The organism is Phaeodactylibacter xiamenensis (assembly GCF_965229835.1).
Lineage (GTDB): Bacteria > Bacteroidota > Bacteroidia > Chitinophagales > Saprospiraceae > Phaeodactylibacter > Phaeodactylibacter xiamenensis.
The window spans coordinates 2,256,738-2,278,553 of sequence record NZ_OZ245931.1; the positions used below are offsets into that span (position 1 = coordinate 2,256,738).

Genomic DNA, 21,816 nt, shown 5'->3' on the forward strand with positions numbered 1-21,816 from the left:
GAATTCCCGCCTGTCAGCCTAAACCAAATCAACATTTAAACAGGCTAGGCTATTCTTGCCTGATGAACCGCTCCCAGTCTTCGGGGAGGTCCAGGTCAAGTGCACCCTCAGGAAACGGCACAGAGAGCAGGGTATCGTGGTATTTGTGCAAGACAGATTTGGCCCCTTTTTGTCCATTAAGCGCCAAAAGGTCCGAAAAAAGCGTAGCACGAAAGACAGCAGGCACTCCTAATCCTCCATTGTAACAGGCAGCGACACCCGGTGCACTACTCTGCTGTAACTGGCTTAGCATATCCCGGAGTAAGCCCGATGTAAGATAAGGTTGGTCTGTGAGCAAAAAGCCTGAATATTGAAGCTCCGGGAAAAGACTAATGGCGGCAGACAGGCCGGCATGAACCGAACTGCCCATCCCTGAAGCCCAATCGGGATTGTAAACTGTATGCACAAAATCAGGGAGCGCTCTTTCAACAGCCACCCGCCGGGCTCCGGTCACCACGACAACCGCTCCGAAGCCAGCCTCAAGCGCCAGACGGCTCACCCGTTCTACCAACGGCTGGCCATTGAGTTCCAGCAATTGCTTGGCTTTCCCCATACGGGAAGAAGCCCCGGCAGCGAGCACCACACCGACTGTTGCTGTTTCAGATGGCATCACGGTTCTGCAATTTGCTCTTTGTACAAGTCAAAAAAGAAAGGGACTGCATTTCCTACCGTTTGGTTAGGTGCGTTGGTGAGTATTACTATGCCTATATCCTCCTCTGGAAGGAAAGCAATTTCTGCACGGAAGCCATTGACGTAACCGCTATGGCCAACGATCCACTGATCATCAATTTCAAAAACACGCCAGCCCATTGCGTAATAGCCGGCTTGTAGCCCGGTCCAGTTGCGGTGCATAATACGGGCAGCCGGGATAGGGATTGCCGGGCAAAGCACGTCAGACAACACCCGTTCCGGCAGCACACCCGGGCGATGCCCACTAACGGCAACCAACCATTTTGCCATGTCAATAATACTAGCATTGACTCCCGCCGCCCCGGGCACTTCATAAAAGTTAGGCTCTACCGCCGCTGTCGCGTACCCTTCAGCCAGCCGCCGGTGGGGCATCGCTTTGTCCCTGTCCTCAACAAAAGCAGCATACCCCACAGAAGCCCTGTACATGCCTAACGGGCTGAACAGCCATTCCTCCGCCAGTGCACCAAAGGTTTGCCCCGTGGATTCCCGGAGCATATCGGCCCCAAGGTTAAAGAGCACATTCTGATAATTGTGAAAGCTGCCGGGAGGGTGTACCGGCTTCACCAATGGGAGAAGGCTTAAAATATTGGAATAAGGCCGCCCCATATTCAACAAGTTGGAATAAGTATGCCTTGGCAGTCCGGTGGTGTGGGTTAGAAAGTGCTGCAACTCCAGTGTTTCCAGCCCTTCAACTGCATGGCCTGCCTGCCGGGGAGCATAAGCGCAAAAAGGTGAAGACCAGTCTATCAGCCCCGCGTCCACTAACTGCCCGGCGATCACGCCGGTTACTCCTTTTGACAGAGAGGCGATTCTGAACAGCGTGCCGGGCGTTACAGCATCGTCCGCTTCTGAGGATTTAACCCCGTAGGTCCCTATGGCTGCCACAACACCATCTTTAACGATGGCCCATGCAGCCCCGGGTACGCCTTCCTGTTCCAACTGCTGCCTCAGTGCCTTTTCATACCCGCTGAGGAAAGACCGGAATGGCTCATTCGTTACAGCAGCTCGTCTTTCAACTGAACGCACCACCATACTCCCGCCTTCAGCGACCATAATGTCCACCGACATGAACAGGCTGACTATACCTAACAGCATCCCAAAAACGGTAATCCGCTTTGATAACATATCCTCTTTTTTTCTTCCGCAACTGCAATTTTAAGCGTCCTAATCGAGAATCCCAAGAATCTAATGACCTAAGGCACAACATTGTTTAGCTTCAAAAAGGAGGCAGCTCCCCAAATGATTTTATCTGATTAAACAAATTCTCTTTTTGTTATTGTAACCTTTTTTGTAGCTTTGACGTAAACTTAGCAGGCACACAAACGAAATTGACAGTACAAACTTAAAGTTTTATGATTCGTTTGATGTACCGGAAGCTATAATACATACCACATAATCGCCTAAGCTTAAAGCCAAAGGTAATCCCATCCACCGATTATAAATCCGCTTATCCACACTGGGATAAGCGTTTCAAAAAGTCTGCGAAATCCTTGATTTCACTTAGGCAATTCGCATCTTCTACGTTAAGCAAACACTCAGGCTAAAAAGCCAGGAACAAAACCAAAAAAGAAAGCGGCAGGCAGGGATACCTGAATGTCAGCCTTTTGCCTGTTCAGGAGCTATAAAAGAGGCTAAGGGTTATGTTGGGCGTTTTACCAGACAATTCCAACTCTACCAATTAAAACTAAAGCCACAAACGAATACGTATCCGTTGATTCGGTTACTTAGCGTATTAGAAATAATTTGCCCCATGATTAGAGTATTATCCCTCATTAAACCAATGATCTTGCTGCTGTGCCTTACAGCGGCGGCAGAGGGGTATGCGCAATCTGAAGCACTACGCCCCCTGGATACCGGCAGGCATTCACTGGGTATTTTCACGGGTTCTACTGCTCTGATAGGTATTGACTACGCTCGCCCAATTGGCAGAAAGACCTGGCTGCGAAGCTGTTTTAGCTACATGGACTTTAATGTCAGAGACTGGGAAACAAACTTCAATCGTTACGAGCAATATGCCTCCATCAACCTTAACGTCAGGAATTCTTCTTTAAGCCTACTGGTTGATCATCTTATTGCTTCCAAACTCAATTTGCGGTTGGTGACTGGTCTGGGGCTATTTCTAATGAATGATTTTAGCGGCTCCATCAAACTAAGAGACCCTCTGAAAATCAACGACATTTATTTCGAGCCTGACGAATTGGGCTATGTATACGGAGGCTTGCGTTACAACCTTAGGTTCAACCCTTATTTTGGTATTGCGCTGGGGCGTCTGGTACACCCTGCCCGCCGCCTGACCGTAAGCCTTGATATGGGTACCTTTTATAAAGGCGCCCCTGAAGTTTTCATTAACGGGACAGCACTAATCCGCAACAACGAACACAATGCTGAAATCCTGACTAATAATATGTCTGGCTACCGCTGGTTTCCAGTCTTTAATTTACGTTTTGGCTATTCCATTGATCCTAAAGATAATCCTTAATTAATCATGAAAAGATTACATCTACAAAATTTGAGAATGTATACCTTATTTGCCATCATGGCATGGGTTGCCTTCTCTTGTACCAAGCCGGAAGATTTGCTTGAAGGGACGTTTGTCAATGTACAAACCGACCTGCTCATCAACCCAATCACCATTCAGGTGCTCAACTACGATGGCGCTGAAGTCCCTAAAGACATAAGCGTAACAGCTTATGGTGCTGACAAGGACCAGATTTTCACCGTACTGGGCGAGCGCGAACTCACTCTTAGCTACTCTGATGTGGATAAGAAAGCTGCATTCCTGTCGCTGGCTGTCCGCAGAATTGTTGAATTCGACGAAGAAGACCCGCTCGAATTTACGCTTAAGTTTGAGGCCGAAGGGTATATGCCTTTGTTCCGCACTTTCCGGCTGACTAATAATACGGACCGAAGAATGCACAACATTCGGATGTTACCGATCGGTGCAAACCTCGATGGGTTGAACCAGGAAACGGTATCCATTCAGCAGGGCAGCAACGGCACAACTGAACGGTATAGCGCCCGCACGCCTTCTGCCAATAACAAACAGCGGGTCAGCATTGAGGTTGCGCCCAACACCCGCATGATGGACAGCAACGGCAAGACCATTTCCGGTAATGTCGATGCATACGTTGTGAGCTATGATTACACGAACCGGATCACCAATAAAGTGGCGCCTGCCAGCTTGTTTGCCAATAACGCACGTGCTAAAAACGGCGAAAGCTTAGGCCAGCTTAACTTTGCCCCGGTTGCGGTCTACTCCATTGATATGTACGGCGCAGAAGGAGAAGTTAAGCAGTTTGACAAGCCGGTTAAAGTGCAGGTCGAAATACCTTCCGGCACACCTCACCCTGAAACCGGAGCCCCTATAAAAACAGGTGATGAACTGGAAGCCTGGAGTTTCAACGAAAGCATCGGTGACTGGCAGGAAGAAGGCCGGGCTTCCGTAATCAGTGAAAATGGTGGCAAGCTCATCGCTGAGTTTGAGCAGACCCACTTATCCACCTGGTTCTTTGGTGGCCGTTTCTACTGTAACCCACCAACCCGGTTCCTGATTGAAAACGTCAATCAGCCACAAAATGGTCCTCAAACATTTTACTACGTAGAAGTAATCAATACCGTTAACGGCAACGTGGTAGGCACATTTAACAACACCCGCTTTTACGATGGTGAAGTCATCACCCTCATCGTGCCAGCAAACTTCCAGAATGCACCAGCAGTCGTGCAGTTTGAAATATACCAATTTGAAGGAGATGCTACACCATTGTACACTTCTCCCTTATTCGCTCCCTGTGGCGATCAGCTGACGATCAACCTGGATGATGTGCTAGCTCCTCCTGTGGGGTTAGGTACTACCTTCTTTGTAGATGTTGCAGGCACTTGCAGCTCCACGTTCAGTAACCTGGTTGTTCGGCCGACCTTACCTATTCAATTCCGTCCTTCCGGCAATACAGCTTGGAACCCGCTAGGATGGCTGGATGAAGGTGAGGGCTCCACGATGGCGCTTGAAAAAGGAGAGTACTATGATTTCCGAATTTCCTACCGGACACTCGAACGCTGTGTGTTTAACCTTCAGGTGCCAACCGCAGACTCAACTGTAATCATCGAAAGTTCTGTATACAACTACGGTCCGGGAATGCCCTTTATGGAAACCATTGACGTGGACTACGTAGATACGGACAACGACGGCATAGAAGAAACTGTTTTCTTCAACTACACTAATATCAACGTACCTGATCAGGCGTGCCAGGAGTATATCGATTTCCTGAACGCTCCGATCAACTAAGTTTTTTCGACAGGTTTAAGTAGTATTATTCTTAGGTAACGCTCCGTTTTGGGGCGTTACTTTTTTATTTCATCACCTGCCTCCTTTCCCTTGAAATATTAGCACATAGGCCGTACAGTTTACAAACTATTTCCTCTCAATGGCCGTTTTAAAGTTTGTAAATCAGTAAATTGACAATGACTATGAGTGTGAGCGCCTAACGCCAGGGCCGCCTTATCAGAAAACTGTACAAATACCTACGCCTATGTCTTACCGATCCTATACACTCCGCTTTCTGCTTTTCCTGCTGTTTCTAACGGCAGGGGCTTCCACCCTGCTTGCCACCCACAACCGGGCTGGTGAAATCAGAGTAGAACTTGTGGATGGTGATTGCACAGGCCCAAACGGGCTGACGGTCCGCGCTACTGTGATCACTTACACCAAGGCTAGCAGTATTCCTGCCGACCGGGACACACTCACTATCTGTTGGGGAGATGGCACCTGCGAGCGGGTGGCACGCTCCAATGGCCCCGGCAGCCCACCGCAAGGAGTCATTTTGGAAAATGATACCAAGCGCAACTTTTATATTGCCACTCATACTTATCCGGCAAGGACAACCTACACCATCTCCATGACCGACCCCAACCGGAACGGGGGCATCCTGAATGTCAACTTTCCCAATTCCGATCAGGTCCGTTTTCACATACAAACAGAATACACCTTTCTCAATCCTCAGGTACAGGGCTGCAACAACTCCCCCATACTCCTGCAGCCCCCGATTGATATCGGCTGCGTAGGCCGGGTATTCACCCACAACCCTAATGCCTTCGATGCCGACAATGATAGCCTGACCTATGAGTTTATAACCCCCATGCAGGATGTGAACCTCCCGGTACCCAATTATCAGGAGGTTACCGCGATCAACCCGGGGCCCAACAATCAAATTACCATTGACCGGTTTACGGGTGATATCGTTTGGGATGCCCCACAGCGGGCAGGCGAGTACAACATCGCCATTCTCATCCGCGAATACCGCAATGGGCAGCAGATCGGATCCATTGTCCGGGATATGCAGATACTGGTAGAAGAATGCGAAAACCTCCCTCCTGTCGTGGAGGTCCCCTTCGATGAAGTCTGCGTCATCGCCGGCAATGTGCTGGAGTTTGATGTGCGGGCTACCGCACCGCTCTCCGAAGACGAACAGCTGGTCCGCCTGACCGCGCTTGGCGGCCCTTTCGAGGTCACCTACGGCCCGGCGACCTTCACGCCCAATACCGAAACTTTTGAAGAAGACCCCGTTGTCAAGACTTTCCGCTGGGATGTCCCTTGCGAAGCCATCAGTGCCCAATTCTACCAGGTCGTCTTCAAAGCGACCGATAATGGCTTTGGCGACACCACGGGACTGGCTACCCTCAAAACCGTGCGTATAAAAGTAGTGGGGCCGCCTCCCGAGGATGTGCAAGCCGAGCCGCAGTCTAATGAAGTCAATGTCTCCTGGCAAATGCCTTACGCTTGCGAGGATACCGAAAATAATTACTTCCGCGGCTTCACCGTATGGAGGCGGGAAGGCAATGCCAACTTCGTGCGCGATACCTGCACCCCCGGACTAGACGGCAGCGGGTATACCAAGCTTTTCAATGTGCCCATCATGGACATGGAAGACGGCAGGTATGTCTATACCGATACTGATGTGGAGCGGGGCCGGACCTATTGCTACCGCATCCTGGCCGAGTTCGCACTTACCACTCCGACCGGCAGTACCACCTATAACCCGGTGGAAAGCCTCGCCTCGGATTCTATCTGTGTGCAGCTTAACCGGGATATCCCATTGATTACCAATGTGAGCGTGCTCACGACCGATACCGGTGGCGGAGAAATGGAGGTCTGTTGGTCTAAACCGGTAGCGGAGGATTTGGACACCTTGCTCAACCCAGGCCCGTACGTCTACGAAGTACTACGTGCTGAGGGCCAAAACCCTCCTGAGGATGCCTTCCAGCCGATCGGGATCATTTTCAGCAGTCCGACTTTTGCCGGGGCTAATGACACTTGCTTTGTGGATACTGGTCTAAATACCGCTGAGCAATCTTACAGCTATATCGTTGCTTTCTACGTGAATAACGAGAGTGAGCCGCTTGGCCTGACCAACCCCGCATCTTCCGTATTCCTGAGCATTGAGCCAACGGACAACACCAACATCCTTTCCTGGTCAGAAAATGTGCCATGGAACAACTTTGAATACACGATTTTCAGAGAAAACGACAGCGGGAGCTACGATTCCCTGACCACCGTAACAGAGCCCCCTTACCGGGACGAAGGCCTCATCAACGGCACCGAATACTGCTACTACGTCCGCTCGGCCGGCACCTATGGCATAGAGGGCATCCCAGGGCCACTGCTGAACAACTCCCAACGGAATTGCAGTATTCCCATCGATAATATCGCGCCCTGCCCTCCTACCCTCGAGGTGACAAATGGCTGTGATACCCAAACCGACTGTTCGGATGAAGAAGCCCTTGCCAATACGCTGGATTGGGTCAACCCGATGGATATTTGCGAGGAAACCGACGATGTGGTTGGCTACCGGATTTACTATGCCCCATTCGAAGGCAGTGACTTTGAGTTTATCGCTTCCATTGACGATTCCAGGCTCACCGTTTATGACCATAAACCAGAAATAGGCATTGCAGGCTGCTACGCCGTCACTGCGGTGGACACCTTTGCCAACGAAAGTGAATTCAGCAATATCATTTGCGTCGACAACTGCCCGTTCTACCAGCTCCCGAACGCCTTTACGCCCAACGGGGACGGCCAAAATGACATCTTCCGCCCTTACCCCTACTGCTTCATTGACCGCGTGGAATTCACCGTGTTCAACCGCTGGGGGCAAGTCGTATTCACCACCAATGACCCTGATCTCAACTGGGACGGCACCAACTTGCAAGGACAGGCACTTGAGGACGGGACCTACTTCTACAATTGCCGCTACTTTGAACAACGAGTTACCGGCATTCAGCCCGGCCCTGAAATCCTTAAAGGCTACATTGAGCTGATTACGAACAACCGTTGACCATAAGATATAAGCTAAAAACAGAAGCCCCGGAACCGCCAATCAGGCAGTCCGGGGCTTTTTTTCAGCAGGCAAATTTGAATTAGCCGCCCAGCTGTCCGATTTCGTACTTGGCGCGTTCAACGTACTTACTGTCTGTGATCATCTTATAGGCTTCAATAGCGCCAGCTGTATCACCTTTAGACTTCAGGATTTCGGCCTTCTGCATCAGGTACTTATCTGCGCCATCAACTGCCAGCTCAATCGCTTTTTCGGCATGCATGAGCGCATCATCCTTGCTACCATCGCTTAGCAGTGCATCGCTAAGGTAGTAGTGGACATCTGCACTCTCGCCACCTTCGAGATAAGCAGCAGCCATATCCTTGACCAAAGCCCAGTCCTTGTCGCCCCAGGCCACAGCAACCATGTTCTCGGCTTTACTGATCATTTGCTCAGCCTTGTCCGCTTTGCCTGCCTTTTCGCAAGCCGCGCCAGCAGTTTGGTAAGCACCAACAGCCTTCGCCATCATCTCCATACCTTCAAGCGCCTGTGCCTTGCCAATATAATTAGCATAGAAGCCAGGGTTATAGTCTACGCCCTGCTGATAAGCTTCGAGCGCCTTTTCGTGGTCATCGGCTTTACGTGCACTATTGCCCACGTAGTAAGCTGCAATGGCCCCATTTTTCTTGGCCAGTTGCATGACCTTGATATCGGTCTCTGAGGAAGAATCTGCTGCCTCCAGCGCCTGGCCCATAAGCTCGAACGCTGCATCATACTCTTTCGCTTTGAGCTTGGCCAGGCCATCGTTGTAGAGGCTGGCAGCCGAAGCCGTTTGTTCTTCTTCCTGTGCGTTGAGCGTATTGGCAAACAGTCCAAAAATTGCAAAAACACCCGTTAAAATGATTGTTCTTTTCACGATAACAAACACGTTTTGTTAGTTTAAAAATATATACAATGGTATCGACTTCAACATTTATTTGCCCTTAAGACGCATAAATGCCGAATTTGTAACGTCGTATTCCGGTTCTGGGTTTAGGAACTGCGCCTCTAAGCCCATTTGCCCCCAATTATTATCGGCGCTCAAACCAAAAAGTAGCTACTACAGCAAAAATGCCGAAATAAAGCAGAGACAACACACTGCCCCACCAAAAAACCGGCACCTCCCGGGGCTGATACCACAGCAGCCCTGTCATAGAAACGATAAAAACCACCGTGGCTGTCAAATTGCCTGCCCGCCAGCGTTCTGTCCGGCTTGGGTAAGCAAACTTCACCGGTACAAACTGCAGCACGGCCAGCATTATTATAAACAAAAGGTTAATGGCACTTTCCCATTCAAATACGAAGAGCAGGTAAAAAGCCACCATATTCCACATCACCGGAAAGCCAATGAAGTAGTAATCCTCCGAAATCATACCTGATTTACCATAATAAATGGCCGAAGTGACCAAAATGAGAAATGCGGCCCACAAATCATACGGGGCAGCAATAATTCCCGCCTGATAGATGAGGAATGCCGGGATAATGGCGTACCCGGCAAAGTCGATGACAAAATCTATGCTCTTGCCACTCATTTCCGGCAACACTTCCGTGACTTTGAAGTACCGGGCCAGCGTACCATCCACTCCATCAATGACCTGAGCAGCCAGTAGCCACCACATAGCGTTGGTGTAGTTGTGCTGCGTGCCCTCCACCATTGCCATGAACACAGTGATAATGCCACTTGCGGTAAAGAGGTGGACGGCCCAAGCCTGAGCCCGCTGACCAGTGGTGTACGGTTTCCCCATAGATTGATCTTGCTGTAGCGCTAAAATATGAGTAATTTTCGGCATTTCAGAATAACCAGTCTATGCCCTTACAAACCTGGCGTTTACTCCGCCCCCCATTCCTGCTGTTACTACTCCTGGGACTGGGTGGAGCCTACCTGCACTTTTTTACCGATCAGCCGCTGAGCTGGCCCGCCTACCTTGCAATGATGCTTTTTTATGCACTCATCTTTGGCATAGGTGCCTATGCTGCCAGCCTGAGGCAAAACAACGATAGTGAAAGCCTGATGCTCGCTGGCCGTCAGTTGCCACTTTTCCTGGCTATTTTCACTATGAGTGCCACCTGGGTTGGCGGCGGCTACATCAACGGTACTGCTGAGTATACATCAAGTGCAGGGCTCGTATGGGTGCAGGCTCCATGGGGTTATGCGCTAAGCCTGGTTATAGGTGGCCTCTTTTTTGCCCGCCGGATGCGGTCCTACCGTTTTCACACCTTACTGGACCCGCTGGAACAGCGGTTTGGCAAGCGTACCACAGCCCTGCTGTTTTTGCCTGCCTTATCCGGAGAGCTTTTTTGGACTGCTGCTATTCTGACCGCGTTGGGTACGACCTTCGGGGCCATTGCAGGGCTGGACACCCCTACAGCTATTATGGTTTCGGCAGTAATTACCATCGCTTATACTGCCCTTGGGGGGCTGTGGGCTGTTGCGCTAACCGATGTGGTACAGCTGCTTCTCCTCTTCGGTGGTTTATGGCTGGTCACGCCCTATGCGCTGGCCCAAACTGGCGGCTGGACAACCGCATGGGCCAATTATCAGCAAGCTTACGGTGCGGCTGCAAGCCTGCTGCCTAGTCGGGAAGCACTTGGTGTTTATTACTGGAATTGGTGGGATTACGCGTTGCTGCTCATTTTTGGCGGAATACCCTGGCAGGTATACTTTCAAAGGGTCCTCTCTTCTAAAGATGCAGATACTGCTGTCCGGTTGTCCCTGATTGCGGGAGTGGTTTGCCTCCTGGCTGCAGTGCCGGCTGTAATGATTGGTATTGCTGCCCATGCCGCCGACTGGACGGCACTGGGTTTACCCTCCCCTCCGGACGCTGCCTCTACTTTACCGTGGGTAGTCCGTTATCTTACACCATCGTGGGTAGGCATTATTGGGCTGGGTGCCATCGCAGCGGCCGTCATGTCCTCGGCTGATTCGTCCATTCTTTCGGCGTCCTCTATGGCAAGTTGGAATATTTTCCGGCCTTTGCTTCAGCCCAAAGCCTCCCCGGGCAGACTGGGCAAGGTCGTGCAGCGCATGATTTGGATCATTGGCATAGCAGCTACCCTGATTGCTTTGAATATTCAGAGTGTCTATGAGTTGTGGTTCCTATGCAGTGACTTTGTGTACTGCCTGCTGTTTCCGGCCCTGGTGTGCGCATTATTCGACCCCAAAGCCAATTCAACCGGGGCTATTGCCGGATTATTGGTTGCAGCTTTTCTGAGATTTGGAGGTGGAGATGCCACCCTTGGTATACCTTTACTGCTCCCTTATCCAATGGTTGAAGATGGGGTGTCGCTATTTCCTTTCCGAACTACGGCGATGTTATCAGGGTTACTGGCCATCGTAATTGTTTCAAGGCTAACTCTGCGGTGGAACCCTCCGCAGCAATTGAAAAAGATCGACTGATACGGGTCTACCAAACCGGACGGTGCTCCCCGAATTCAGGCTGTACTTTATCCTTTTCAGACAGGATTACCTCGTTGAGGTCAAACTCCCAGTCAATACCCAGTTCGGCATCATTAAAAAGGATACCACCTTCGTGCGCTTTAGAGTAGAAATTATCGCATTTATAGAAGAATTCAGCCGTAGGGCTGAGTACAAGATAGCCATGTGCGAAGCCACGAGGTACGAAAAGCTGCCTTTTGTTTTCAGCACTTAGCCGAAGGCTGAACCACTTGCCATAGGTTGCTGACCCGGGGCGGATATCCACCACCATGTCCAGGACTTCCCCTTCGAGTACACGGACCAGCTTGGCCTGAGCCATATCACCGACCTGATAGTGCAAACCCCGCAGTACACCTCGGGTAGAGCGTGCCTGATTGTCCTGCACGAAGGGCACAGTAATACCTGCTTCCTCGAACCTTTGCTGGTTAAAAGCTTCGTAAAAATAACCCCGGTCATCTTTCCAAACCTGAGGCTCAAATATTTTCAACCCCTCGATGGGCGTATCCAGAAATGGCATATTAGTTTGACTTTACGCCTGCAATATAGCTGCTGACTGCGGGTTTTCCCAAAGCACAGCGGTAAATCACTATTTTTTACGGAAAAACACACCAATAGGCACGCCGGAGAAATTAAACTGCTTGCGAAGCTGATTCTCCAGATAGTGCCGGTAGTTATCTTTCACATGTTTAGGGTTGTTGCAGAAAAAGGCAAATGCCGGATAGTAGGTAGGCAACTGAGTGACGTACTTGATTTTGACAAAACGCCCACGGTGAGAAGGTGGCGGATAGCGCTCAATGGCCTCCAGCATAACTTCATTGAGTGTGGAGGTTTTGATTTTCCGGCTACGGTTTTCATAAACCTCCAGCCCCGCCTCCACAGCCTGGAAAATCCGCTGCTTATCCGAAACAGAAATAAAAAGAACAGGCACATCGGAAAATGGCGCGATCCGGCTGCGTAGCTCTTTCTCATAGTCGCGGGCAGTATTGGTTTCCTTTTCTACCAGGTCCCACTTATTCACCAGGATGACAATACCTTTATTGCGGCGCTGTGCCAGGCGGAAAATACTCATATCCTGCGTCTCCATACCCGTTTGTGCATCGATCATCAGCAGGCACACATCGGCCTCCTCAATGGCTTTAATGGCGCGCATGACAGAATAAAACTCAAGGTCTTCGTGTACCCTTGACTTTTTACGTATTCCTGCTGTATCAATAAGCAGAAACTCCTTATCAAATTTGGAGTATTTGGAATGGATAGAATCACGGGTGGTCCCCGCAATATCAGTAACGATATTACGATCTTCCCCCAATAGCGCATTTGTCAGAGAAGACTTCCCGACATTAGGCTGGCCCACGATGGCAAAGCGCGGCAGCTGACTTGGCTCCTCTTCCTTTTCTTCAATATGCTCCACTACCGAATCCAGCAGGTCACCAGAGCCACTACCCGTAAGCGAGGACAGGAAGTAGGTATTCTCGAAGCCCAGGCTCCAGAATTCATTTGCTTCCATCATGCGGTTGTGGTTGTCTACCTTATTCACAGCGAGATAGACTGGCTTGTCGGTACGGCGAAGCATACTCGCTACCTCTTCGTCGAGGTCTGTAATGCCCGTGGTCACATCAACCATGAAGATAATCACCTTCGCTTCCTCGATAGCGATCTGTACCTGAGAGCGGATAGCTGCCTCAAAAATATCTTCAGAATGCTTTACGAAACCGCCGGTATCGACCACCGTGAAGGTTTTCCCATTCCAGTAGCTGGTGCCGTATTGCCGATCGCGCGTGACGCCACTGATATCATCAATAATGGCCTGCCGCTCTCCGATCAACCGGTTGTATAGCGTCGATTTACCTACGTTGGGCCGGCCGACAACCGCTACAATATTATTACTCATTGCTTTGTATTCAAATTTTTACAGCCCACAAAGATACGGGTTAATCTGAGAACTTGGTGGACTGGCTCGCATATCTGCACAGAAGTTGGCCTTCCGGCACGCTCCAAATGTTAAAATTCAACTTTTTTCCCTGACCGGTTATGGAATTTGACGATTTGCGCGACATATAAGTAGAAAACAACCCTAAAAAAACCATGTACACCCTAACAATTGTGAAGGCAATCAGTATTGCCTTGCTTTCGGCATGCCCTATGGCGCAGCCCGGATTAAGCGCAACGTCTACCGACTTATTTGGCACACACCAGCTCAATACAGCGTACGGGCTGATGAACATTCAGGTTGGTTTAGCCCTTGAGCAACAGGCTTCAGCACTGGCCATTGGGCCCCAAACGATCTTCGTTAAGAATGCGCCCCTGATCAGGGTCCTTGAGCTGATGGACCTGCCGCTCGCGCCCTGCCCACTCACCGCCTACAACTTTGGGCCTTTACCGTCAACAGATGATTTTCCTGAACAGGAGGGCATCGCTGCACAGACGCTGCTGGCAGAGCGTATCCATTTTAAAATCTCGTGCAGTGATTGCCAGTTGGAAAACTTACAGGAAGTAGCTTTTGAGTTTTTACAATCAAAACTGCCGGAAGGCTCTGAAAGACAAGACCACCCGCAGCTACTCAGTCAAGCCGGGGCAGATCAGGCCAACCGCTGAACCTGAGTGGAATCCTGTAGCTTCAGGCTTTCATCCATACTCAGCAAGTTGAGCCCGGGTGCTTTTCCCGGCTCGATGCTGCCCAGTTCTGCTTCGTACCCCAATGCTTCTGCACCGTTGAGCGTTGCCCACTGCAGCAGGGTCTCGAAGGGCACATAGGATTGATATTTAGCAATGGTCTTCATTTCCTCCAGAACCGATAGCTGCCAGTTAGAGGTTAGGCTATCCGTACCAATAGTCATGCGCGCACCGTTGTCCAGGAAGGCTTTGTAGTTAGGCAGGCGGTTCTCGATGTAAAGATTGGCATTGGCGCAAGTGGCCCAGTAGACCCTATCGCTCCAGGCTTGTGCAGCCTGAATATCCTCTGCCGTAGTCATGGTATTATGTACAAAAAGGGTACGGCAAGCGGGGTTCATATGCTGCATCGCGTAGTAGATGGATGGCTGACCGGTAGGCTTCAACTGCTCGACTGAAAAGCCAAAGGCATTGTAAAAATCCACGAAACCGCCTTTTTTAGAGAGGAAAAACCGGTTCTCGTGCACCGTTTCCTGATTGTGTATGCTAACAGTGCTGTCTGTATCCGGGCTATTAAGGGCATTGATTTTTCCGAAAAGCGTCGGAGAGACGGTATAGGGCGCATGAGGCACGGCCGATTTCTTGTTGCCATTGCCCGATGCCTGGCTGTCGTAGACTTCTTTATAGTTATCAAAAGTTTGCCCGGCCATGGTATCCTGCAGGAAGTCGAACATCTCAACGAAAGTATAATACCGGATCGGGCTTTCAGCTTTGCGGGCCGCAGTATCAGTCTTATTGGAGATATCGCCTACAGCAACTATGCCTTCCTCTTGCATTTCCTTATCGGCCCGGTCGATAGCGTCGAGTATCTCCTCCATGGGAATATCCCGGAACTTGACCACCTGCTGCAGAAAAGGCAACAAACCCGTCCCTGTATCCACGCGGTCTTTCATATGGGAAAGTTCCAGATGGCAGTGGGTATTAACGAAGCCCGGCACAATAACGCCACGGTGCACCTCAAGCGTGACCGGGTCATGTGCCTCGCGGGCATCAACAGACTGAACGATACCTTGGTCGTCAAGGACCACAACACCTTGTTTGACAGGAGTTCCCACCACAGGGAAAATATAATCCGCAGTTAGCTTTCGCATTGCATTACTTTTTTCAATCTATTATCCTTTTACTTCTGCACCGACCTGTTTTCCGATCCGCTTGACCAGCAGACCATTTTTCATTCGGGGCTCGAACCAGGTTGACTTGGGTGGCAGTACCTGTCCTATATCCGCCACCTTAATCACTTCTTCCATTTGTACCGGATACAGGCAGAAAGCCACACTGTCGGGCTCTTTTTCAGCTTGTTTAATCACGCCTTGTATTCCTTTAGGCCCCTCAATGTATTTAACCCGTTGGTCGTTACGCACATCCTCAATACCCAGTAGCTTGCTCATCACTTTATGATTCAGCAGCATGGCATCAAGCACTACCGGCTGGCTCGCATACTCCAGCATAATCCGCTCTTTCCAACGCAACCGGTACCATTCTCCGCGCAGGCACATCGTCAGTTCAAATTTACAGCTGGGCTTGGCAGCCTGTACAAGTGGCTCAATTTCAAAAACCTGGGATAACCGTGCTATAAATTGCGCAGGGGAGTGCCCGTTAAGGCTGTTGACTACCCGGTTGAAATCCTGTATCTGAATATCATGAATGGGAAAGAATGCCGCAAAAAGACTGGCGTAGTCTTCTTTGTCGCCCCCCGTCTGATCAAACAGCCTTAATGCTGTGGAAGTGCGATGGTGCCCATCAGCGATATAGGTAACCGGGACGTGATCCCGAAAGAGGCCCTGTAAGCTGGATAACTGATCGGGAGCTGAAACACGCCATATTTTGTGGTGCTCTTTATCCCTGCTGAGCTTGAACTGCATAAGCGGTACGTGGTCCTGCTTGTATTGCTCCAGCCAGTTCCTGATGAGGGGTACCGGGTGATGAGCCAGTAATACCGGCTTCACTGCCGCTTTTCGGCGCAGTAGCAACTGTAGCTGCTTTTCTTCCTTTTCGGCCAGGGTCTCCTCATGCTTTCGGACCCGGTCATTCAGGTAGTCTGCCATGTGCACTCCCGAGATTACACCAGTGAAGCTTCTGCCCCCCTTGGTAATCTGGTATACAAACATAGAAGGCTCTTCAATTTCGTGAAAGAAGCCCTCCTCGAAGTATTTATCATACTCCTGCTTTACAGTCCCAAAGAATTGTTCGGGAGTCTGTATTTTTTCAAGTTTAGGGAAAGTTGCCCTGAATGGTAGCAGCTGCATAAATGGTTTTATATGGCTGTAATTCGGGCGGGAAATTACAAAAAAAAGAAAGTGTAGCAGCATTACGCCGCTACACTCCTAAAAAACTAAACCCCAGTTATAATTCTTGTCAGCGAATTTACGCTGTTTTAATCATGTTTCGCCTTAGTAACGCCTGGAATTTTCGGATTGTTGCCTGCCAAATGTTAAATTTTTTTGGCTAAATCCCAATCCCGGCGCCGAGGAATAGAAAAACGACGATCCAAAAAATCTTATTGCGCCGCAAAGAAAAAAAATTCTCTTCAATGATCCAACGTCTCTGCATACATCGTATGTCATTACTGTAACATTTAAAGATGTCACCCGATTAATCTGCAAAAAAGAGTACCTATGAACACCTTAGCTCTGAAAACAGAACTCACCCACCTGACGATGAACCGTAGCCCTTTCGGCCGTACCCCCGAAGAAGTGCTCAACCGGCTGCGGCAGTCCATTAACGGCAGCCCGATCCCTTTGGGCTCCTTTCTTGGAATGAGGTGCACCGGTGTGCGCAGTATTGGCAAGGATATACGAACCGCCCAGTACGTCCTGCTCTATGAAGGTCAGGCCCTGCTTATAAAGCTGACCAATTTTCTGCCGCGCAACCGCTGGGAAATTAGCACCTGCTCTTTTATGTAGCCTTTTCCGGGAACTCTGCTTTTGCTTTAGCCATTAATAAACGGTGAAAGAAATATTATCTTCGCCGACAAAGCCGACTAAGCATGAGCAAGAGATATATCGTTACTTCCGCATTACCTTACGCCAACGGTGCGCTACACCTTGGCCACCTCGCAGGCGCATACCTTCCCGCTGACATTTATGTCCGCTACCTTCGCCTGCTTGGCAGAGATGTAGTCTGGGTGTGTGGCTCCGACGAGCACGGTGCTGCCATCACCATCCGGGCCAAAAAAGAGGGCATCTCCCCTCAGGCTATTATCGACAAATACCACGGGCTCAACAAACAGACCTTTGAGCAACTCGGTATTTCCTTTGACATCTATCACCGAACAAGCGCTCCCATACACCACGAGACCGCCCAGGACTTTTTTACCACCCTTTATAATAAAGGCGGAGAATTTGAAGAGCGAGAGCAGGAACAATACTACGATGAGGACTACGATCAGTTCCTGGCTGACCGGTATATCACAGGTACCTGCCCCAAGTGCGGCCACGGCGCTGCCTTCGGTGACCAATGCGAAAACTGCGGGTCCGACCTCTCCCCTACCGAGCTCATCGACCCCAAATCCACCCTTAGCGGAAACGCACCCACTCTGCGCAAAACCACCCACTGGTACTTCAAACTCGACAAACACGAAGACTGGCTTCGGGAATGGATCGATAAAGGCGTACTGGATGGCAAAACGCACCACGATCCCAAGGCCTGGAAACGACATGTAGTTGGGCAATGCCTGAGCTGGCTGGATGGCGGGCTGCAGCCCCGGGCTATCACCCGCGACCTTGACTGGGGCATACCTGTACCGGTAGAAAATGCAGAAGGCAAAGTACTCTACGTTTGGTTTGATGCCACCATCGGCTATATCTCAGCTACCCGCGAATGGGCCAAACAAAATGGTAAGAACTGGGAAGACTACTGGAAAAGCGAAGACAGCGAGCTGATCCACTTCATCGGCAAGGACAATATTGTGTTCCACTGCATCGTCTTCCCGGCCATGCTCAAAGCCTATGGAGACTATAACCTTCCGGTCAATGTGCCGGCCAATCAGTTCCTCAACTTCGAAGGTGAGAAATTTTCCAAATCCCGTGGCTGGGGACTCGAACAGCACCAATACCTGGAAGAGTTTAAAGACTTCCCTAATAAGGAGGATGCTCTGCGCTACGCCCTGACCCGCAATATGCCGGAAAACCGGGACGCCGACTTCAAATGGGACGAGTTTGTGGATTTTCACGATAAAGAACTGGCAGACAACCTTGGCAACTTTGTTAACCGGGTGATTGTATTGTCCAATAAGTATTTTGAAGGAACTGTCCCTACTCCAAACACCGATACCCAGGCAATCCTGGCCCCTGCCCTTGAGATTGTGGACCGTATCGTACAGGATCTGGACCGCTTCAGCTTCCGCACGGCAGCTCAGGGCGTCATGGAACTATCCGCCTGGGGCAATGCTTACCTGCAAGATGCAGCACCATGGGCCCTCTACAAGGCAAACCCGGAAGACCCGGCCATACGGGATATCATGTTTACAGGCCTGCAGGTCGTTGCCCTGCTCAGCCTGCTAACCGCCCCCTTCATTCCGTTTACCAGCCCGAAACTGCGCAGGCTGGCGGGTTTACCGGAATTGGAAAACGGCGACCTCCAAAAAGCGCTGGAGCAACTGGCCAATAAAGAGCCTCTGCTCCCGGCGGGCCACAAGATTGGACAACCGGAGCTGCTTTTTGCCAAAATCCACGACCGCAAAGACGACAGCCGCCTGCAAATCGTGAACCGGCAAAAGGAAAAACTGGAAGCTATTGAAACAGCCGCTCAGGCGCAGGAACGCGAGCCGGTCAAACCCAATATCGAGTTTGATGACTTCACTAAGCTGGACTTACGTACAGGAACGATTGTAGCAGCCGAGAAAATGCCAAAAGCGAACAAGCTCCTGAAGCTTACCGTTGATATTGGTAGTGAAAAGCGGACCGTCGTTTCCGGTATCGCCAAGTTTTTCAAACCTGAGGATCTGCCCGGGCAAACCGTAGTATTAGTGGCTAATCTCGCCCCTCGCAAACTACGGGGTGTGGAATCTCAGGGTATGGTCCTGATGGCCGAAAACCAGGAAGGTGAACTTGCCTTTATTCAGCCACAGGATGGTTTCGGAAACGGTTGGATTGTCCGCTAATTTTCGGACCCAGATTGGGCAGGCTCCTCCAGGCCTGCCCAATCCTAAACCATTTGGAGCTACATGACTGACCATTATGAGTTGATCCTGGCCGGTAAAAATATCGTACTCAACGCTGAAGGGTTTCTCGACCACGTGCGCATAGACGCCGAACCTGCCGAAAAAACAATGACCCTCAAAGAAGGGTTTCTGAAATTATCGAAGTCGCCAACACCTCATTTCCTCCTCGCTACCGTACATAACGGACAACCTATGCTGATCCGGAAATCAGAGCCTGGAAGCAAAAATGCTACGGACGAAGCCCTGCAGGACTTCACCCGCACTTCCGGTACTGATGTTTTCTGTTTCACGCTGAATGAACAATTCGAGTTCAAACATTATTTCTACTATCGTGCCGGCAAGCTACTGAAATCAACTACGAAGGGCAATGCTGCCACTGAAATCCCATACGAAAAAATGGGCCGTACTCCTGAGCTTGTGCTTACCGCTTTCTGCGACAGCTGGCTGGTCCTTCAGCAGCTGAAGTGGCAATGCTTCCGGCTTCAAGCTTCTTTGGAGGGTGCCTGATACTCATCAAATACATGCGCAACAATACCGTTTTTTTTGCCTTTGGCTTATTCCTCTTGCTCCTTGGCATTGCAGCCGTATGCTTCAGTCAGTTGATCATTGAGGATATTTTGCAGATCGAGCGTGAATTTGGGCAGGAGCCGCTCAGCCTCACCTTTGTGAGGGCAGGTTTGGTCAGCAGTCTGGTTGGAGCAGGTTTGCTGTTCTTTGGCGCCTGGCGGAACCGGCAGCAAAAAAATTAGGCTCACAAATTGCTTTGCGAGCCCAATTAATGGAGGATGAGCCATAAGCACAGCCCATCCGTAACCCAATAAATCACCCAACTGAAATTATCTTTAGTGCGGCAGGTACTTTATGACCAGCCCGTAGGTAAAGGTACCCAGCGTAGCGCCTGCTAGTATCAGCAGCATAATGGTGTAGCCGCTGCCCAGCAAAACATACATAGGCCCGGGGCAGCAACCTACCAGCGCCCAGCCCAATCCAAAGATCGTGCCGGCAAGCAAGTGCCGCTTAATGTTCAAATTCATAGGATTATAACCGACCAGTGTGCCCCGAAGGGTGGTCATTTTCGTTTTCTTCATCAGCCACATAGAGGCAGCACCCAATACCACTGCGGTACCAATAATGCCATACATATGGAAGCTCTCGAAGCGGAACATCTCGTGAATACGGAACCAGGAAACAGCCTCTGATTTGGCCATTACAATCCCAAAAAAGACGCCCACTGTCAGGAATGATAAGTTTTTCATATCGTTGTGTTCTACGACTTTTTGCTTAAAAAATGATTATCCCACCAGGAATGGGAAGATGAAATGGGTCATTGCCAGCCCACCGATAAAGAAGCCGATCACCGTAATGAGTGAAGGCAACTGAAAGTGCGCCAGACCTGAGATCGCATGCCCTGAAGTACAGCCATCGCCATAGCGGGCACCAAAGCCAACCAGAAAACCCCCTCCCACTGCCATGAGGATACCACTCAGGCTCTCAAAGTTGAACAGGGAAGTCGGCACAAAACCAATACCCTTGGCATCTGCCTCCGGGTAATTGATCCCGATCGTTGCCAGGTAGTCGACTGTTTCCGGGCTAATCGCGACAGGCTCAGGACTCTGTAAGAAATGAGTGGCAATATAGCCACCGATCAGGCCACCGATCACGAAGGCGATCCGCCACATTTCTTCTTTGACATCCATTTTGAAAAAGTCAGACACTTTTCCTGCACCTGCAGCACTGCAGAAGGCTTTAAAAGTAGTAGAAACGCCAAAGCTGCGTCCCATCCATGTCATCAAAGCGAGCACCAGTGCTATGGCAGTACCGGAAACCGCCCAGTGCCAGGGTTGGCTGATGAACTGGACGAGAGATGAAGCATTTACCGCTAAATTCATAGTTATTCTATTTGTTGGTATTATCAAAAAGCTTAATTGCTCCGGTCAGGGTGCCGCAATTTTGCCAGCACGGCAACACCTCGGGCAAACAGCGTCTTTAATTGGCAAATTGATTGATCACATGCTTCAGCTGATGCGCGGACTGCATGCCCGACTGCCGCCACATGATTTCACCGTTTTTAAACAGCACGAATGTAGGGACGCCCTGAATTTGCATCTTAGTAGCGAGCGCGCGGTTGCGGTCTACATCTATTTTTACGATGGACGCTTTGCCATCAATTTCTCCTGCCACCTCTTTCAAGATAGGCGCCATTGCCTTACAAGGCCCGCACCACTCGGCTGAGAAATCAATAAGGACTGGCTTTTCGCCGTTGATCAAGTCGTTGAAAGACATTTTCTTGCTCATGTTCAGTTGTATTTTATGACGATCACAGTGCAAAGATGCAACGATGCCCACCTCCATTCAGTGACGGCAGTCACACTCTGCATAAATTTAAAACCTACTTAACAGATAGGGAATGGTATCTGGTATAAATTTGTTCGCTTTCACTGATTTGTGACGACAGTCACCAAAACTTTATACTG

General features: G+C 50.1%; 19 protein-coding genes and 1 pseudogene. 9 read left to right on the forward strand and 11 right to left on the reverse strand.

All coding sequences use genetic code 11. From position 1 onward, the window contains the following. Nucleotides 1-49 precede the first annotated feature (49 nt). Both ACO08I_RS08330 and ACO08I_RS08335 read right to left on the reverse strand, forming a co-directional pair. Nucleotides 50-649 carry a nucleotidyltransferase family protein gene (locus ACO08I_RS08330; protein ID WP_421949045.1) on the reverse strand — a complete coding sequence of 200 codons (600 nt, stop codon included), beginning with the start codon at nt 647-649 and terminating at the stop codon, nt 50-52. Beyond that, nucleotides 649-1,854: a serine hydrolase domain-containing protein gene (locus ACO08I_RS08335; RefSeq protein ID WP_282781680.1), complete on the reverse strand. Its 1,206-nt coding sequence runs from the start codon at nt 1,852-1,854 to the stop codon at nt 649-651. The genes ACO08I_RS08330 and ACO08I_RS08335 overlap by 1 nt, the downstream gene beginning before the upstream one ends. Before the next feature lie 655 nt (nt 1,855-2,509). On the opposite strand from ACO08I_RS08335, the gene ACO08I_RS08340 reads away from it, so the two are divergent. From ACO08I_RS08340 to ACO08I_RS08350, 3 genes are all read left to right on the forward strand, one after another. Beyond that, on the forward strand, nt 2,510-3,208 hold the full coding sequence (locus ACO08I_RS08340) for a hypothetical protein (RefSeq protein WP_421949046.1): 699 nt from the start codon (nt 2,510-2,512) through the stop codon (nt 3,206-3,208). A 36-nt stretch (nt 3,209-3,244) separates the two neighbouring features. Continuing rightward, a complete protein-coding gene (locus ACO08I_RS08345) occupies nt 3,245-5,011 on the forward strand; it encodes a hypothetical protein (protein WP_421949047.1) in 1,767 nt (588 codons plus the stop codon). A gap of 244 nt (nt 5,012-5,255) precedes the next feature. After that, nucleotides 5,256-8,057, forward strand: a complete 2,802-nt coding sequence (locus ACO08I_RS08350; RefSeq protein WP_421949048.1) for a gliding motility-associated C-terminal domain-containing protein — start codon at nt 5,256-5,258, stop codon at nt 8,055-8,057. Nucleotides 8,058-8,139: 82 nt separating this feature from the next. Here the strand turns inward: ACO08I_RS08350 and ACO08I_RS08355 are convergent, their stop codons facing one another. Together ACO08I_RS08355 and ACO08I_RS08360 are read right to left on the reverse strand one after the other, a co-directional pair. Further along, on the reverse strand, nt 8,140-8,952 hold the full coding sequence (locus ACO08I_RS08355) for a tetratricopeptide repeat protein (protein WP_282781676.1): 813 nt from the start codon (nt 8,950-8,952) through the stop codon (nt 8,140-8,142). Between the two features lie 154 nt (nt 8,953-9,106). Further along, on the reverse strand, nt 9,107-9,820 hold the full coding sequence (locus ACO08I_RS08360; protein WP_282781675.1) for a CDP-alcohol phosphatidyltransferase family protein: 714 nt from the start codon (nt 9,818-9,820) through the stop codon (nt 9,107-9,109). A 62-nt stretch (nt 9,821-9,882) separates the two neighbouring features. Between ACO08I_RS08360 and ACO08I_RS08365 the strand changes: the two genes are divergently transcribed. After that, complete coding sequence (locus tag ACO08I_RS08365; protein WP_282781674.1) at nt 9,883-11,472, forward strand: sodium:solute symporter family protein; 1,590 nt, start codon at nt 9,883-9,885, stop codon at nt 11,470-11,472. Nucleotides 11,473-11,479: 7 nt separating this feature from the next. Here the strand turns inward: ACO08I_RS08365 and rfbC are convergent, their stop codons facing one another. Then, on the reverse strand, nt 11,480-12,028 hold the full coding sequence (rfbC, locus tag ACO08I_RS08370) for a dTDP-4-dehydrorhamnose 3,5-epimerase (protein WP_282781673.1): 549 nt from the start codon (nt 12,026-12,028) through the stop codon (nt 11,480-11,482). A 69-nt stretch (nt 12,029-12,097) separates the two neighbouring features. Beyond that, nucleotides 12,098-13,402: a ribosome biogenesis GTPase Der gene (der, locus tag ACO08I_RS08375; protein ID WP_282781672.1), complete on the reverse strand. Its 1,305-nt coding sequence runs from the start codon at nt 13,400-13,402 to the stop codon at nt 12,098-12,100. A gap of 194 nt (nt 13,403-13,596) precedes the next feature. Between der and ACO08I_RS08380 the strand changes: the two genes are divergently transcribed. Next, nucleotides 13,597-14,106 carry a hypothetical protein gene (locus tag ACO08I_RS08380; RefSeq protein WP_421949049.1) on the forward strand — a complete coding sequence of 170 codons (510 nt, stop codon included), beginning with the start codon at nt 13,597-13,599 and terminating at the stop codon, nt 14,104-14,106. Here ACO08I_RS08380 and ACO08I_RS08385 read toward each other — a convergent pair. Next, nucleotides 14,091-15,272: an amidohydrolase family protein gene (locus tag ACO08I_RS08385; protein ID WP_282781670.1), complete on the reverse strand. Its 1,182-nt coding sequence runs from the start codon at nt 15,270-15,272 to the stop codon at nt 14,091-14,093. The genes ACO08I_RS08380 and ACO08I_RS08385 overlap by 16 nt on opposite strands. A 21-nt stretch (nt 15,273-15,293) precedes the next feature. Continuing rightward, the gene (locus ACO08I_RS08390; RefSeq protein WP_282781669.1) at nt 15,294-16,427 is read right to left on the reverse strand and encodes a DUF1015 domain-containing protein; all 1,134 of its coding nucleotides are present in this window, start codon (nt 16,425-16,427) and stop codon (nt 15,294-15,296) included. 369 nt (nt 16,428-16,796) lie between these two features. Here ACO08I_RS08390 and ACO08I_RS08395 point away from each other — a divergent pair, with 369 nt between their 5' ends. From ACO08I_RS08395 to ACO08I_RS08410, 4 genes and pseudogenes are all read left to right on the forward strand, one after another. Further along, on the forward strand, nt 16,797-17,084 hold the full coding sequence (locus tag ACO08I_RS08395; RefSeq protein ID WP_282781667.1) for a hypothetical protein: 288 nt from the start codon (nt 16,797-16,799) through the stop codon (nt 17,082-17,084). 59 nt (nt 17,085-17,143) lie between these two features. Next, nucleotides 17,144-19,282: pseudogene (metG, locus tag ACO08I_RS08400) on the forward strand (methionine--tRNA ligase); the annotation flags it as partial. A 63-nt stretch (nt 19,283-19,345) separates the two neighbouring features. After that, nucleotides 19,346-19,849, forward strand: a complete 504-nt coding sequence (locus ACO08I_RS08405) for a hypothetical protein (protein ID WP_282781664.1) — start codon at nt 19,346-19,348, stop codon at nt 19,847-19,849. A 14-nt stretch (nt 19,850-19,863) separates the two neighbouring features. Continuing rightward, on the forward strand, nt 19,864-20,091 hold the full coding sequence (locus tag ACO08I_RS08410; RefSeq protein WP_282781662.1) for a hypothetical protein: 228 nt from the start codon (nt 19,864-19,866) through the stop codon (nt 20,089-20,091). Between the two features lie 93 nt (nt 20,092-20,184). Here ACO08I_RS08410 and ACO08I_RS08415 read toward each other — a convergent pair whose 3' ends face one another. From ACO08I_RS08415 to trxA, 3 genes are all read right to left on the reverse strand, one after another. After that, the gene (locus ACO08I_RS08415) at nt 20,185-20,598 is read right to left on the reverse strand and encodes a DUF6691 family protein (RefSeq protein WP_044230085.1); all 414 of its coding nucleotides are present in this window, start codon (nt 20,596-20,598) and stop codon (nt 20,185-20,187) included. A gap of 36 nt (nt 20,599-20,634) precedes the next feature. Then, the gene (locus ACO08I_RS08420) at nt 20,635-21,231 is read right to left on the reverse strand and encodes a YeeE/YedE family protein (protein ID WP_282781659.1); all 597 of its coding nucleotides are present in this window, start codon (nt 21,229-21,231) and stop codon (nt 20,635-20,637) included. A gap of 97 nt (nt 21,232-21,328) precedes the next feature. Further along, complete coding sequence (gene trxA / locus ACO08I_RS08425; protein WP_044230089.1) at nt 21,329-21,637, reverse strand: thioredoxin; 309 nt, start codon at nt 21,635-21,637, stop codon at nt 21,329-21,331. Between the last annotated feature and the right edge of the window lie 179 nt (nt 21,638-21,816).